The following is a 13,992-nucleotide window of genomic DNA, read 5'->3' as shown; positions in this document are numbered from 1 at the left end:
GCGTCTTCACTGCTGGTCACCGCCTTCGTGGGTGAGGTGGCCACGGGCGGCACCGGTCATGGCGGAGCCCAACTCCTCCGGGGTGATGGTGGTGGGGTCGGCGTCGGCGACCAGGCGGCCGCGGTACATCACCCGCAGCGTGTCGGAGAGCCCGATCAGCTCGTCCAGGTCGGCGGAGATCAGCAGCACCGCCAGGCCCTCCCGGCGCGCTTCGCGGATCTGCTCCCAGATCTGCGCCTGTGCGCCGACGTCGACGCCGCGGGTGGGGTGGGCGGCGATCAGCAGCTTGGGGTGGTGGCTCATCTCCCGGCCGACGATGAGCTTCTGCTGGTTGCCGCCGGAGAGCGAGGCCGCGGTGACCTCGATGCCGGGGGTGCGGACGTCGTACTGCTCGACGATGCGCTCGGTGTCCTTGCGGGCACCGGCCAGGTCGAGGAGCCTGCCCTTGCTGTTGGGGCGCTCGGTGACGTGGCCGAGGATACGGTTCTCCCACAGGGGGGCGTCCAGCAGCAGGCCGTGGCGGTGGCGGTCCTCGGGGATGTAGCCGATACCGCCCTCGCGCCGGGCACGGGTGGAGGCGCCGGAGAGGTCCCCGCCGTCCAGGGTGATGCTGCCGCCGTCGGGGGTTCGGGTGCCCATGACCGCCTCGACGAGCTCGGCCTGGCCGTTGCCCTCGACACCGGCGACGCCCAGCACCTCGCCCTTGCGGATGGTGAAGGAGATGCCGTCCAGGACGGTGCGGACCACTCCGTCGGAGTCGGTCGCGGAGAGGTGGAGATCGCTGACGCGCAGCATCTCCACGTCCGTGACGGTCGACTCCCGGGTCTCGGGGGACGGCAGCTCGCTGCCGACCATCAGCTCGGCGAGCTGCTTTGGGGTGGTCTCACCGGGGACGACCGAGCCGACGGTGGTGCCGCGCCGGATGACGGTGATGTCGTCGGCGACCGAGAGCACCTCGCCCAGCTTGTGCGAGATGAAGATGACGGTCAGGCCCTCGGACTTGAGCTCGCGCAGGTTGTCGAAGAGCGCGTCGACCTCCTGCGGGACCAGCACGGCGGTCGGCTCGTCGAGGATCAGGGTGCGGGCGCCGCGGTAGAGGACCTTGAGGATCTCCACCCGCTGGCGGTCGGCGACGCCGAGGTCCTCGACCAGCACGTCCGGCCGGATGCTCAGCCCGTACGCGTCCGAGATCTCCTTGATCTTCGCGCGGGCGCCGGCGCCGATGCCGTGCAGCTTCTCCGCGCCGAGGACGGTGTTCTCCAGGACGGTGAGGTTGTCGGCGAGCATGAAGTGCTGGTGCACCATGCCGATGCCGCGGGCGATGGCGTCGCCGGGGGTGTGCAGGGTGACCTGCTCGCCGTCCAGCTCGATGGTGCCCTCGTCCGGCTTCTGCATACCGTAGAGGATCTTCATCAGGGTGGACTTGCCGGCGCCGTTCTCGCCGCACAGGGCGTGGACGGTGCCGCGGCGCACGGTGAGGTGGATGTCGTGGTTGGCCACGACACCGGGGAACCTTTTGGTGATTCCGCGGAGTTCTACAGCAGGGGCGTCCGGGGCGGCCGGGCTGCTGCTCGTGGATGCTGCGTTGATGACGCACTCCCCTCGGGGTGAAGGAGTTCGAAGACAGAGGCGGGGCGGGGCGGAGCGGGGGCGGGGCAGGCAGAAGGGGACGGGCGGAAGCGGGAGAAGGGGGAGGGGAAGAGCAGGAAGCGGGGAGGAGCGGGGAGCTCTCCCGGGGGTTACGGCGTCTCCTTGACCTTCACCCGGCCCTCGATGATCTTCTTCCGGGCCTCGTCGATCTGCGGCGCGATGTCCTTGATGAATCCGCCCGAGGTGGCGAGCGAGACACCGCCGTGCTTGGTGTCGTACGCGTGGATGCCGGTCAGCGGCTTGCCTTGCTCGACGCTCTTGATCAGGTCGAAGACGGCCACATCGACGTTCTTCACCACCGAGGTCAGGATGTGGTCCTTGTAGCGGGCCAGACCCGGCTGCTGGTACTGGTCGGAGTCCACCCCGATGGCCCAGGCGCCCTTGTGCTTGCCGATCGCCTCGATGGAACCGGCGCCGGACTGGCCGGCCGCCGTGTAGATCACGTCGACGCCGCGGTCGAGCATGCCGCTGGCCTTGGCCTTGGCCGCGGCCGGGTCGTTGAAGCCCTTGTCGTTGTTGGGGTAGAGGTACTGGGAGGTGATCTGGGCCTTCGGGTCGGTGTCCCGGACGCCCTGCTCGAAGCCGGCCTGGAACTTCTGGATCAGCGCGTTGTTCACCCCGCCGATGAAGCCCACCTTGTGGCTCTTGCTCTTCAGCGCCGCCGCGACCCCGGCCAGGTAGGAGCCCTCGTGCTCGGCGAAGACCATCGCGTCGACGTTCTTGCCCTCCGGTACGGCGTCCACGACACCGAAGGTGGTGTCGGGGAAGTCCTTGGCGACGTTCTGCACCGCCTGGCTGTAGGCGAAGCCGACACCGATGACCGGGTTGTAGCCGGCCTCGGCGAAGGAGGTGAGCCGCTGCTCGCGGTCCGCCTCGGTCTCGCCGTTCTTGGCGGTCAGCATCTTGGCCTTGACGCCCAGCCGCTCGTGGGCCTGCTCGATACCACGGGCGGCCGCTTCGTTGAACGAGTGGTCGTCCCGGCCGCCGATGTCGAAGGCCAGCCCGACCCCCGCGTGCTTCGCGCGGTTGGCCTCGGCGAAGCTCTGACCGCACGCGGTGGCGGTGAGGGCGAGACACGCGGTGGCGGCGGCCGCGGCGACAATCCTGGTGACCCGACGCACGGGGCCTTCCCTTCGCTCTAAGCGCCTCCCTCGGCGCTGGCTTTGTCGGGAGATTAACGCGCGTAGACCTGGCGCAAAACCCTCCATGGCGTGGACGTTATCGATTCGAGGCGTAGGGCACCTGGACGCAACACCACGGCCGCCACTGCCGGAGCAATGACGGCCGCGATATCGAGGCTTGTGCTGATATGCCCTAGTTCGGGGCCAGCAGTGCGGCGGCGGTGAACAGCTCCACGCCGACCTGGATCGCCCGCTCGTCGACGTCGAAGTCACCGCGGTGGAGGTCGTGCCGGCTGAGCTCACCGGGCGGGCGGACGCCCAGCCGGGCCATGGCCCCCGGGACGTGCTCCAGATACCAGGAGAAGTCCTCGCCGCCGAGGGACTGCTCGGTGCCCTCGACGCTGCGGACACCGCGCCGGGCGACCATGGCGTCCCGCAGCAGCTGGACGCTGACGGCCTCGTTGACCACCGGGGGGACGCCCCGTACGTAGTGGATCTGCGGCTTGGCGCCGTGCAGCACGGCGACCTCGTCGATGGCAGCGTGCACCATATCCGGCGCCGCGCGCCAAGCGTCGAGATCAAGACACCGGACGGTACCGGACAGCTCGGCGTGCTGAGGGATGACATTGCAGGCATGTCCGGACACCATCCGGCCCCAGGTGACCGACAGCCCGGCCCGGGCATCGACCCGGCGGGAGATCACCGCCGGCACGTCGACGGCGACCCGGGCGGCCGCGGTGACCATGTCGGTGGTCAGGTGCGGGCGGGCGGTGTGCCCGCCGGGCCCGTCCAGCTCGACCTCCAGCCGGTCACAGGCCGAGGTGATCGCTCCCGTGCGCAGCCCGATCCGGCCGGCGTCCACCCGAGGGTCGCAGTGCACGGCGAGGATCCGGCCGACCCCGTCGAGCACCCCGAACTCCACGGCGTCGGCCGCACCGCCGGGCAGCACCTCCTCCGCGGGCTGGAAGACCAGCCGCACCGGGCGGGGCAGCACGCCGGCCCTGGCCAGCTCGGCCAGAACCAGACCGGCACCGAGGACGACGGTGGTGTGGACGTCATGGCCGCAGGCGTGGGCGCGGCCGGGGACCGTGGAGGCGTAGTCGACGGTCTTGGTGTCCGGGATGGGCAGCGCGTCGATGTCCGCCCGCAGCGCCAGAAACGGGATGTCTCGGCCGCTGTCGTCGGCGCCCGTACCGATGTCGCACATCAGGCCCGTGCCGGTGCCCAGGACGCGGGGCCGCAGACCGGCCCGCTCGAGGCGCTCCTTGATCGCCGCCGTGGTCCGGAACTCCTGGTTGCCGAGCTCGGGGTGCCGGTGCAAGTCACGGCGGAAGGCGATGAGTTCGGCGCACAACGCCTCGGGAACGGTGCCGGGAAGGGCGGCCCCTCCGGCGGTGTCGGCAGGGGCGTCGGCGTCGGCGGTATCAAGGGACATCAGTTGGTTCACCTGTTGAAGGTTACGGGTGTCTACGGGGCAACTGTCCCTCGAACTACAAAAGTTCAGCCCCTCAGGGGAAGAAAATCTAGGCCGCTCGGCGCATGGACGGTTTATGGGAAGGGTATGAACTATGGCTTCGCCGCGGGCTCCCGCCGGGGCTCAGCCGGCGGCCATCCGCTGGACGAACGGCAGTCGTTGCACGTCACGCGCGGTGCCGGTGACCCCGTCAAGGAAGCCCTGGGCGCGCGGCGAGGCATGGGCCGTGAGCCACCGGGGGTCGATGTCACAGACCGCGACCCTCACCTCCGTACCCCGCAGGGCGAGCGGCAGGGTGTGCACGACGGTGGACGGAAAGCTGACGATCAGCCGTCCGACGGGGCCGCGCCGGGCGATCAGTTCGAGGGGCAGATCGGGCCGTACGACCTCCAGGCCGGTCTCGCTCGCCAGCCGGCGCAGCTTCTCGGTGCTCTCCCGGCGGTGCGCGAAGTAGCGGGCGGCGCCATGCGTACGGGCCAGGGTGCCGACCGCCGCCAGATAGCGGTCGGGGGCCACGACTCCGGTCTCGACGAGCGAGGTGCCGACGATATCGGCGGCCTCCATGACGCGGGGCGGGCCGAAGCGGCGGCGGGTCCAGGCGAACTCGTTGGCGGTGACCCGGATGCCCTCCGGGGCGTCGTCCACCGGCATCGAGCTGAACAGGCCGACGCTGCGCCGGCCGCCCTCGGGCGGCGGGGTGAGCCGGCGCCGGGTGGTGGCCGCGAACGGCGCGAACACCAGGTCGCGCGGCCCGCGCCCGCTGCCGTGCCGGTGCCAGCGCACCAGCCGTTCCCCACGGGCGAGTTGGGAGACGAACTCCATGGTGGCGGTGCCGTCGTCGACCACGACCAGATCGCGCGCCGCGGTGAGGGTGAGCAGCAGCTGGACGTAGCGGGAGAACGGGTCGCCGATGACGACCCGGCGGGCCCGGCGCAGCAGCGGGGTGAGCCCGCCGATGGTGCGCAGGGGGGCGGTCGGGCCGCCGCGGGCCTCCTCCCAGCGCACCGTATGGCCTTCGTCGCGGGCGAGTTCGGCCATCCGGCGCAGCTGGCCGCGGGTCATCGGGTCGTGCGGGGCGAGGACGACCACGGTCAGGGCGGCGGCGTCGGCGGAGTGCGCCCATTCGAGGACGTTGAGCAGTTGTGCGGGGCTCTCGACGAAGGCGAGGGTGCGGGTGCCGGTGCCGGTGTCCGCCGGGCCGGGGCTCGTGCCGTCGCCGGCGGGTCCGGTCCGGTCGCGCTGCCGGGGCACCCCCGGGAGACGGCGGGCGGGAGCACCCGCCGTCCCCCGGGGCGGGACCTCGGCGCCTTCGGCGCGGGTCCCTTCTGGTGAGCTCACGAGGCGGACTCCTGTCTGCCGGGGCTGCCGGGGCTGCCGGGGTTGCCGGGGCTCGTCAGACGGCGGCCGGCTGACGCTCGGCGTCCGCCCCCTGTACGGCATGCGCGTCCTGTACGGCATGCGCGCCCCGGGCGGTTTCCGCGTCCTGTGCGGCTTCCGCCTCGGCGACCGCACCGGCGACCCGGCGCAGCTTCTTCATCGGGCCGAGCTCGCTGGCGTAGACCTTCTTGACGCCGTCACCGAGGGACTCCTCGATGATGCGGATGTCGCGGACCAGCCGGGTCAGGCCGCCGGGCTCGACGGAGGCCGCCTGATCGGAGCCCCACATGGCGCGGTCGAGGGTGATATGGCGTTCGATGAAGGTAGCGCCCAGGGCGACCGCGGCAACAGTGGTCTGCAGGCCGGTCTCGTGGCCGCTGTAGCCGATCGGGACGTTCGGGTACTCCTCCCGCAGCGTGTTGATCATGCGCAGGTTGAGCTCCTCGGCCTTGGCCGGGTAGGTGCTGGTGGCGTGGCACAGCAGGATGTTCTCGCTGCCCAGGACCTCGACGGCGTGCCGGATCTGCTTCGGGGTCGACATACCGGTCGAGAGGATGACCGTACGGCCGGTGGCCCGCATCGCGCGCAGCAGTTCGTCGTCGGTGAGGGAGGCGGAGGCGACCTTGTAGCAGGGCACGTCGAACTTCTCCAGGAAGGCGACGGACTCGACGTCCCACGGGGAGGCGAACCACGCGATGCCGCGCTTGCGGCAGTACTCGTCGATGGCGCGGTAGCCGTCCTCGTCGAACTCCACGCGGTGGCGGTAGTCGATGTAGGTCATCCGGCCCCAGGGGGTGTCGCGCTCGACGTCCCACTGGTCGCGCGGGGTGCAGATCTCCGGGGTCCGCTTCTGGAACTTCACCGCGTCACAGCCGGCGTCGGCCGCGGCGTCGATCAGCGCGAAGGCGTTCTCCAGGTCGCCGTTGTGGTTGATGCCGATCTCACCGGTGACGTAGACGGGGCGGCCGGGGCCGGCCTCGCGGTCACCGAGCTTGCGGAGGCGGGAGGTGCTGCTCATGGGGAGGGTTCCTTCGTGTGGGTATGCGGGGTGCAGGGGTGCTGTTTTTGGGGGAGGCGGGACGGGAGGGGGTGGGGTCGGGGAAGGGGAAGGATCAGAGGGGTGGGATCAGAGGGACGGGCCCAGGAGCCAGGCGGCGATCTCGCGGAGGGCGCCGCCGCCTCCGGGGGTCGCGGTGACCGCGCGGGCCGCGCCGCGCACCACGTCGTGCGCCCCGGCGACCGCCACAGGCCAGCCGACGAGGCCGAAGCAGGGCAGGTCGTTGACGTCGTTGCCGACGTAGAGCACCCGCTCGGGCGCGGTTCCGGTCTCCTCGCACCACTGTTTGAGGGCGAGGTCCTTGCGGTCGATGCCGTGCAGGACGGGCACCCGCAGCTTGCGGGCCCGGGCGGCGACGACCGGGTTGGTCTCGGTGGACAGGATCAGCAGCTTCAGCTCCGCCTTGCGCAGCGCGGCGATGCCGAGGCCGTCGCCGCGGTGGACCGCGACGGTCTCCCGCCCATCGGCGTCGATCAGCACCCGGTCGTCGGTCTGGGTGCCGTCGAAGTCCATGACCACGGCGTCGACATCGTCCAGCGTGGGGAGGCTGCCGGGGCGCGCGGGGGTGCCGCCGTGGCCGCCGGGGGCGGCGTCCAGCAGCGGCGCGAGCGCCCGGGCGCGGTGGAGGTCGTGCGGATCGTCGATCTCCAGCACCCGGGCCGGGTCGGTGCGGACGAGTTCGGTACGGCCGAAGAAGCGGTGGCCGCTGGTACGGAAGCCGGCCGCGTCCATGGCGTAGGCGGCACCGGTCTCCAGCAGGTCCTGGGGGCGGTCCTGGCGGCGTGGCCGGACGGATTTGTCGTGGTTGACGCCGAAGCCGCCGTCGGTACCCGCCGTCTCCGGCTCGGGGTCCCGCCACACGAAGCCGTGGAACGGCGCCACGGTCAGCGCGCTGTCCGCGCCTCCCTCGACGACCGCGGCGGCCACCCCGTCGATGTCCGCACGGACCAGGAACGGGCTGGTGCACTGGACCAGCAGCACCGCGTCGACCGTGCTGCCCTGCTCGGCCTCGTACGCGTCCATGGCGTGCAGCACCGCGGCCTCGCTGGTGGCGGTGTCGCCCGCGAGGTCGCCGGGGCGGCGCACCACGACGGCTCCGGCACCGCGGGCGGCGGCCGCGATACCGGCGTCGTCGGTGGAGACCACGACATCGGTGACCAGACGGGCGGCACGGCACTCGTGGACCGCGCGGGCGATGAGCGGTACGCCCCCGACGGCGGCGAGGTTCTTGGCGGGTACGCCCTTCGAGCCGCCGCGGGCGGGTATGACGGCCACGACAGTGGGTGGCATGACGGGCTCCTTGGTGGGACCGGGGTTCACAGCGGCGGGACCGGGGTTCACAGCTGCCCCCAGCGGCGGATGGCCGGGGCGACGCGCTGGACGCCGTGCCGGTAGGCGCCGCGGGCAGCCTCGCGGACCGTCTCGCGGGCGACCCGGCGCAGTCCGCCGGACTCCTCGGGGAGGTCGGCGTAGCCGGGGAGCGGCTCGCCGCGCGGGTCCAGGCCGTGCCGGGCGAGGATGCCGGGGAGGTAGCCGGGGGCGGTGCGGGGTGTGTAGTACGGGCTGAGCGGCGGCAGGCGGTCGGCCGCGCGCAGTTCGGTGACCCGGGCGCGGGCCGCGTCGAAGGCCTGCTCGTACTCCCCCAGACTTCGTCCGGGAGGTGCCCCCAGCACCGGGGCCACGCCCTGCCGGGCCAGCCACTCCCGGTCGGGCTCCGGGCGGTGTCCGGCGTCCAGCTCGTCCCAGGAGGCCAGGCAGCCGGAGCCGAGGAAGTGGTGGTTGCCGAGGACCTCGCGGACGCCGAGGTCGGTGAGGACGGCGGTCGGGATGCCGCGGTGCAGCGACTCCAGCGCGGCCGTGGAGCTGACCGTCACCAGCAGGTCGGTGCGGTCCAGGACCTCGCCCATGTTGCCGTACACCAGGCGGCAGTTGGCGGGCAGTCCGCCGGGGATCCTGGCCGCGAGCCTCTGGTAGGGCAGTTCCTCGATGTGCGTGGTGTGCTCGCCCGGTTTGCTGCGGAGCTTGACCAGTACCTGGCGGTCGGGGTGCCTGCGGGCGTGCTCAACCGCCCGGCGCAGCAGGTATGTTCGATCCGTACGATTGTCCGGAACGGACGGCTGGGCGGCGAACACTACGGTGCAGGGGTCGCGTTGGCCGGTGTAGGCCGCTCCTCCCAGGAACGGCAGGGCGCATTCGACGACGCTGCCGTCGTCGGCGCCGACCCCGCGGTAGACCGCGCGGAACCGCTCGGCGTCGTACCGGGAGTTGGCGAGGACGACATCCGCGCCGTGCCGCAACAGCAGCCCGTCCGCGAGTTTCTCGTAGACGACACCGACGTAGCCGGTGACGACGACGGGGCGGCGGTCCGCCCCGTGCCAGGCGCGGGCCAGGCCGTGCAGCATGGCCTGTACCGCACCGCCCACGCAGGCCAGCACCACGACGTCGTGCTGGGTACGGTCGATCTTCCGTACGCTGCGTTTCATCAGATCAAGAAAGGCGACGCCCCTGATCTCGCGCACCGATTCCGCCCGGGCGCCGACCTCGTCGAGCTGACGGACCGTGGGGGTGGCGCGGCCGCGGAGCAGATAGCCGTCGAGCCGGCTGTCCGGTTGGATCCGGTACGCTGTCAAAGCGCCCCATTTCCAGCGGGTATCCGAGTCGGCGAGCACAGCGACTCGCGGCGGTGAAGTCGTCACGGATGGCACGTCGAAGACGCTAGGAAGGCATTCCTTTTACCGGGCCAACTGGGCCGCAACAAAGGGTGAACAGCGCGCCGACGAACAGCGAACCGGACCGCCCATCACCCTGGTTCACCATTCCGACATTCGTCGTTCACCCCGGCGTCCGCGCCGCGTAAAGACGAATGACGGCTCCGCATCTAACGTCACCCGAGTGGTCAAGCTCTCCGTCATCGTGCCGTTTTACAACGTGCAGACATATGCGCCCGACACCCTGAAAAGCCTCGCGGCGAACGCCCGTGACGACTTTGAATTCCTGCTCGTCGACGACTGCTCGCGCGACGAGACCCCGGAGATCCTCGCCCGCGCCGAGCGCGAGCTGCCGGGCGCACGAGTGCTGCGGCACGAACAGAACGGCGGTCTGGCCACCGCCCGCAACGCCGGCCTGAACGCGGCCCGCGGCGAGTACCTCACCTTCCTGGACGGCGACGACTGGCTCGCCCCCGACTACTTCCCCCAACTCCTCTCCGCTATCGAGGAGTTGGGATGCGACTTCATCCGCACCGACCACGTCCAGTGCACCGCCCGCGCCCGCGCCGTCCACCGCGTCCCGCACGGCCGCCGCGGGGTGGTCCTGGACCCCCGCGAGGTCATCCTGCCGGCCGACCGCTCCACCCCGGTCGACTACGCCTACGCCTGGGCGGGCATGTACCACCGGCGGCTGCTCGACGACGGCCTGCTGCATTTCCGGGACGGACTGCGCACCGCGGAGGACCGCCCCTGGATCTGGCGGCTGCACCGCGAGGCGAAATCCATGGCGATCGTCGGACTGCTCGGCGTTTTCTACCGGCGGGGGGTGGCGTCCTCACTCACCCAGATCGGCGATGTCCGGCAGCTGGATTTCCTGCGCGCTTTCGACCAGGTGATCGAGGAGACGGCACGGGACCGCGAGGCGGAAATGCTGCTGCCCAAAGCGGTCCGCACCTATTGCGCGATCATGTCCCACCAGCTCGGCTCGATCGAACGGTTCGAGCCGCCGATCGCCCGTAAATTGCGCGCGATGAGCGCCGCGGCACTGAAACGCATGCCACAGGACGTGCTGAAAGAAGCCCTCGATTCGATGGATGTGCAGCGCGCGTCCCGGCTGCGGCGGCTGCGCCGTCGCCTCTCCCCGGCGGAGGTCGCCGCCTGATGCCCGCCCGCCCGCGTACCCAGATCTTCGTGGCGTCCACGCTCTACGGCGCGGCAACGCTCGCCGCCGCGCTCGACGCCGACCACTTCGCGCCGGCGGACCGCCGGCTGCTGCTGGTCTGCAACAGCGCCGCGACCCCGGAGACCACCGCGTCACTGGACACCATGCCCGGCTTCGACCGGCTCCGCGGCCGCTTCGACCGCGTCCTGTCCTGGAACGAGACGATCCGCCCCTTCCACCCCGGCGGCTGGTCGCCCCGCTCCGACGACGTCCCCCTCTGGGAACGCCACCTCCGCCTCCTCTGGGGCCTCGGCGACGACCACATCCACCTGGTCCTGGAGTCCATCCAGGTCAACCCGGCCCAGGCGATCGCCCGGCTCTTCCCCGACGCACCGATCGACGTCTACGCCGACGGCCTGATGAGCTACGGCCCCACCCGCAACAAGCTCGACCCCCTGATCGGCACCCGTATCAACCGCCTGCTGTACCTGGAGCTGGTTCCCGGCCTGGCGCCCCTCCTCCTCACCGAATTCGCGGTCGAGCAGCACGCCGTACCGGCCGACGCCTTCACCAAGGTCCTCGCCGAAATCGCCGACGCGGTCGACGAGTCGGCCGTTCTGGAGGCCTTCCACCTGCCCGGCCGTCAGCCCGGCCGCGAGCCCGATCGCCTGCCCGGCCGTCTTCCTGGTGGCGCCGCCCTCCTGCTCGGCCAGTACCTGTCAGCGCTCGGCATCCTCACCGCCGAGGAGGAGGAAGAGCTGCACGTACGGATGGTGCGCGGCGCCGTGGAGCGCGGCCACCGCGAGATCGTCTTCAAACCGCACCCGTCCGCACCGGCCCGCTGGTCGCGGCTGCTGGAACGGGAGGCCGGCAAGCTGGACATCACCCTGACCGTGCTGGACACCCCGGTCCTCGCCGAAGTGCTCTACCAGCGGATGCGCCCCGCCCTGGTCGTCGGCTGCTTCTCCACCGCGCTGCTGACCGCGTCCACCCTCTACGGCCTGCCGACCGCGCGCACCGGCACCGCGCTGCTGCTGGAGCGCCTGACGCCGTACCAGAACAGCAACCGCGTCCCGGTCACCCTCGTGGACGCCCTGGTGCCCGACCTCGACGACACCGACGAGCGGCCAACCGCCGTTGCCGGCGCCGCCGATGTGCAGGGCCTCATCACCGCGGTCGGCTACGCCATGCAGCACCAGCTCCACCCCCGGCTCCGCCCGGCCGCCGAGCGCTATCTGGCCACCCACCTCGACGCGTCCACCCGGCGCTACTTCAAACGCCGCCGGCTGACCGCCCTGGCCCTCCCCGGCGCGATCCCCTCCCAGCTGTCCTTCCTCCCGCGCAACGCCGCCGTCCGCAGGGTCGCCCGCCGGGCACGCGCGATACAGCGGCGGCTGAAGAAGCGGGTCACGTTCGGATGACCACTCCCCCGGGTCACGCTCGGATGACCGCTCCTCCAGGTCGCGTTCGGATGACCACTCCTCCACGGACGGCCGGCGCGCCGGCGGTCGCGCCGGGCCCGGTCCCGGGCGGCCCGAAGGAGGTCATACGGGGGCGCGGCAGCCGCGGCGGTTCGTCGCGGCTGCGCGCCCTCGACGGCCTGCGCCTGCTCGCCGCCCTGATGGTCGCCGGGTACCACTACGCCGGCCGCGGCGGCGAGATATCCCAGTCCTGGGGCACCTCGCCCGCCGACCAATTCCCCACCACAGCCCCGCTCTTCGCCTACGGCTGCCTGGGCGTCCAGATCTTCTTCGCCATCAGCGGCTTCGTCATCTGTCTCAGCGGCTGGGGCCGCACACTCCGAGGCTTCATCGCCTCCCGCATCTCCCGCCTCTACCCCGCCTACTGGGCCGCCGTCCTCCTCATCACCGCCGTCTTCGCGCTCCCCTGGGTCGCCCAGAAGGCACTCCCGCCCAGTGAGGTCCTGACGAACCTCACCATGCTCCAGCAACCGCTCGGCGCGCACCGCGTCCTCGGCGTCTGCTGGACCCTCTGGGCCGAGATGCGGTTCTACGCCCTCTTCGCGCTCTGCGTCGTCCTCCCGGGCGCCACCCGTACCCGCGTCGTCCTCTTCTGCGCCGGCTGGACCCTGGCCGCCGCCGTGGCCCAGCAGGCCCACCACCCCGTCCTGGACACCGTTCTCATGCCGCAGTACGCCCCGTTCTTCATCGGCGGCATCGGCCTCTACCTCCTGCACCGCTACGGCGCCCGCGACCCGATCGCCTGGGCGATAGTCCTGGTCAGCTGGCTGCTCGGGCAGCACTACGCGGTCGCCGGCCTCTGGCACGCCCCCTCCGCCGACGCCTTCTCCTACCGCTCGGCGTCCGTCATCATCGCCGTCGTCACCCTCGGCTTCGCCCTGGTCGCCCTCGTCGCCCTGGGCGGCCCGGTCCTGCGCCGGGCCGACTGGCGCTGGCTCACCCTCGCCGGCGCCCTGACGTACCCCTTCTACCTCGTCCACGAACACCTGGGCTGGGTCGTGATCCGCGCCCTGCACCGCACCCTCGCCCTGCCCTCATACGCGACCCTGCTCCTCACCGTGGCCCTGATGCTCCTCCTGGCCTGGCTACTGCACCGCTGCGTCGAACGCCCCCTGTCACCCCTGCTCAAGCGGGCCATCGATCCCCGCCCCGGGCCCCGTCCCGCCCAACCCGTACAACCCGTATTACCCGTGCAAGCGGTACAACGGGGCGAGGGGTGACCGGCCCGAGGCGGAGCGAAAGGGCGGCTACGCCATGCCCTTCGTCGCCTCGATACCGGCCACGATGATGCGGAGTCCGCTCTCGAAGCTGCGGTCGAGGTCGCCGAACGTCTCCCGGCCCGCCTGTGCCGCGAGGGGATATCGCTCGCCGAACGTCCGTTCGCGCGCGTCCAGGTCGTACGCCGGGTCCCGGCTCTCCGGCCCCCGGCTCTCCGGGTCCCCGGGCTCCGGGTAGACCGACTGCTCCTCGATCACCAGGCCGACGGTGAAGTTGTACGCGGTCCACCACGCCCGCGCCGCCTCGCCCGGCGAGAAGCCCGCCTCGGCGAACAGGCTCAGATAGCTGTTGAGCGGCAGCATATGGCTGTCGTCGGTCATCCGCGTACCACTGAAGACCTTGCCGCCGTCGCGGTACCGGAGCAGCTCCCGGCGGACCGCCCGGCAGCTGCTGAACACGGCCTCCTGCCAGGTCGCGCCGTAGCCCGGCCCGTCGGGGCCCTGGGCCAGCAGGGGCATGGTCATCCGCCGGAACATCTCGGTGGCCATCTCGTCCAGCAGCTCCTGCTTGTTCGCGAAGTGCCAGTACAGCGCGGGGGCCTGGACGTTCAGCCGCTGGGCGATACGGCGCAGGGTGAGGCCGTCGAGCCCCACCTCGTTGAGCAGTTCCAGGGCGGCGTCCACTACCCGTGCCCGGTCGATACGCGAAACCATGTTGACAACTTAACACCGTTAAGCCGATGCT

Annotated in this window: 11 protein-coding genes; 3 read left to right on the top strand and 8 right to left on the bottom strand. The window is 71.5% G+C overall.

Annotated features, from left to right (window positions below):
- Window positions 1-6 precede the first annotated feature (6 nt).
- The 7 genes from AZE13_RS01840 to AZE13_RS01810 form a co-directional block, all read right to left on the bottom strand.
- Window positions 7-1,500, bottom strand: a complete 1,494-nt coding sequence (locus AZE13_RS01840) for an ABC transporter ATP-binding protein (protein WP_181690221.1) — start codon at window positions 1,498-1,500, stop codon at window positions 7-9.
- 239 nt (window positions 1,501-1,739) lie between these two features.
- On the bottom strand, window positions 1,740-2,771 hold the full coding sequence (locus tag AZE13_RS01835) for a BMP family protein (RefSeq protein WP_066925985.1): 1,032 nt from the start codon (window positions 2,769-2,771) through the stop codon (window positions 1,740-1,742).
- Window positions 2,772-2,964: 193 nt separating this feature from the next.
- A complete protein-coding gene (locus tag AZE13_RS01830) occupies window positions 2,965-4,206 on the bottom strand; it encodes an amidohydrolase (protein ID WP_066925982.1) in 1,242 nt (413 codons plus the stop codon).
- Between the two features lie 162 nt (window positions 4,207-4,368).
- On the bottom strand, window positions 4,369-5,496 hold the full coding sequence (locus tag AZE13_RS01825; RefSeq protein ID WP_398780100.1) for a hypothetical protein: 1,128 nt from the start codon (window positions 5,494-5,496) through the stop codon (window positions 4,369-4,371).
- 142 nt (window positions 5,497-5,638) lie between these two features.
- Window positions 5,639-6,640, bottom strand: a complete 1,002-nt coding sequence (locus tag AZE13_RS01820) for an N-acetylneuraminate synthase family protein (RefSeq protein WP_079123599.1) — start codon at window positions 6,638-6,640, stop codon at window positions 5,639-5,641.
- Window positions 6,641-6,748: 108 nt separating this feature from the next.
- A complete protein-coding gene (locus tag AZE13_RS01815) occupies window positions 6,749-7,969 on the bottom strand; it encodes an acylneuraminate cytidylyltransferase (RefSeq protein ID WP_066925974.1) in 1,221 nt (406 codons plus the stop codon).
- Window positions 7,970-8,016: 47 nt separating this feature from the next.
- Complete coding sequence (locus AZE13_RS01810) at window positions 8,017-9,348, bottom strand: DUF6716 putative glycosyltransferase (protein WP_181690248.1); 1,332 nt, start codon at window positions 9,346-9,348, stop codon at window positions 8,017-8,019.
- Window positions 9,349-9,571: 223 nt separating this feature from the next.
- Here AZE13_RS01810 and AZE13_RS01805 point away from each other — a divergent pair, with 223 nt between their 5' ends.
- From AZE13_RS01805 to AZE13_RS01795, 3 genes are read left to right on the top strand one after another with little or no spacing between them, the layout of a single operon-like run.
- Complete coding sequence (locus AZE13_RS01805) at window positions 9,572-10,549, top strand: glycosyltransferase family 2 protein (protein WP_066925971.1); 978 nt, start codon at window positions 9,572-9,574, stop codon at window positions 10,547-10,549.
- A complete protein-coding gene (locus AZE13_RS01800; protein ID WP_066925968.1) occupies window positions 10,549-11,970 on the top strand; it encodes a polysialyltransferase family glycosyltransferase in 1,422 nt (473 codons plus the stop codon). Before AZE13_RS01805 ends, AZE13_RS01800 begins: the two co-directional genes overlap by 1 nt.
- A 50-nt stretch (window positions 11,971-12,020) precedes the next feature.
- The gene (locus AZE13_RS01795; protein WP_066925965.1) at window positions 12,021-13,250 is read left to right on the top strand and encodes an acyltransferase family protein; all 1,230 of its coding nucleotides are present in this window, start codon (window positions 12,021-12,023) and stop codon (window positions 13,248-13,250) included.
- Between the two features lie 27 nt (window positions 13,251-13,277).
- Here AZE13_RS01795 and AZE13_RS01790 read toward each other — a convergent pair whose 3' ends face one another.
- Window positions 13,278-13,961, bottom strand: a complete 684-nt coding sequence (locus AZE13_RS01790; protein WP_066925962.1) for a TetR/AcrR family transcriptional regulator C-terminal domain-containing protein — start codon at window positions 13,959-13,961, stop codon at window positions 13,278-13,280.
- Window positions 13,962-13,992: the final 31 nt, after the last annotated feature.

Origin of the sequence: Streptomyces sp. NBRC 110611 (assembly GCF_001590865.1) — a bacterium.
Classification (GTDB): Bacteria; Actinomycetota; Actinomycetes; order Streptomycetales; family Streptomycetaceae; genus Streptomyces.
The sequence above is the reverse complement of the archived record's forward strand: the minus strand, read 5'-3'. Positions and strand labels throughout refer to the sequence as shown.

What these genes read in the sequence shown, in the direction of transcription:
- AZE13_RS01815 (WP_066925974.1), bottom strand. Translation starts at nt 7,969, where the DNA reads ATGCCACCCACTGTCGTGGCCGTCATACCCGCCCGCGGCGGCTCGAAG.
- AZE13_RS01800 (WP_066925968.1), top strand. Translation starts at nt 10,549, where the DNA reads ATGCCCGCCCGCCCGCGTACCCAGATCTTCGTGGCGTCCACGCTCTAC.
- AZE13_RS01790 (WP_066925962.1), bottom strand. Translation starts at nt 13,961, where the DNA reads ATGGTTTCGCGTATCGACCGGGCACGGGTAGTGGACGCCGCCCTGGAA.
- AZE13_RS01830 (WP_066925982.1), bottom strand. Translation starts at nt 4,206, where the DNA reads ATGTCCCTTGATACCGCCGACGCCGACGCCCCTGCCGACACCGCCGGA.
- AZE13_RS01795 (WP_066925965.1), top strand. Translation starts at nt 12,021, where the DNA reads ATGACCACTCCTCCACGGACGGCCGGCGCGCCGGCGGTCGCGCCGGGC.
- AZE13_RS01820 (WP_079123599.1), bottom strand. Translation starts at nt 6,640, where the DNA reads ATGAGCAGCACCTCCCGCCTCCGCAAGCTCGGTGACCGCGAGGCCGGC.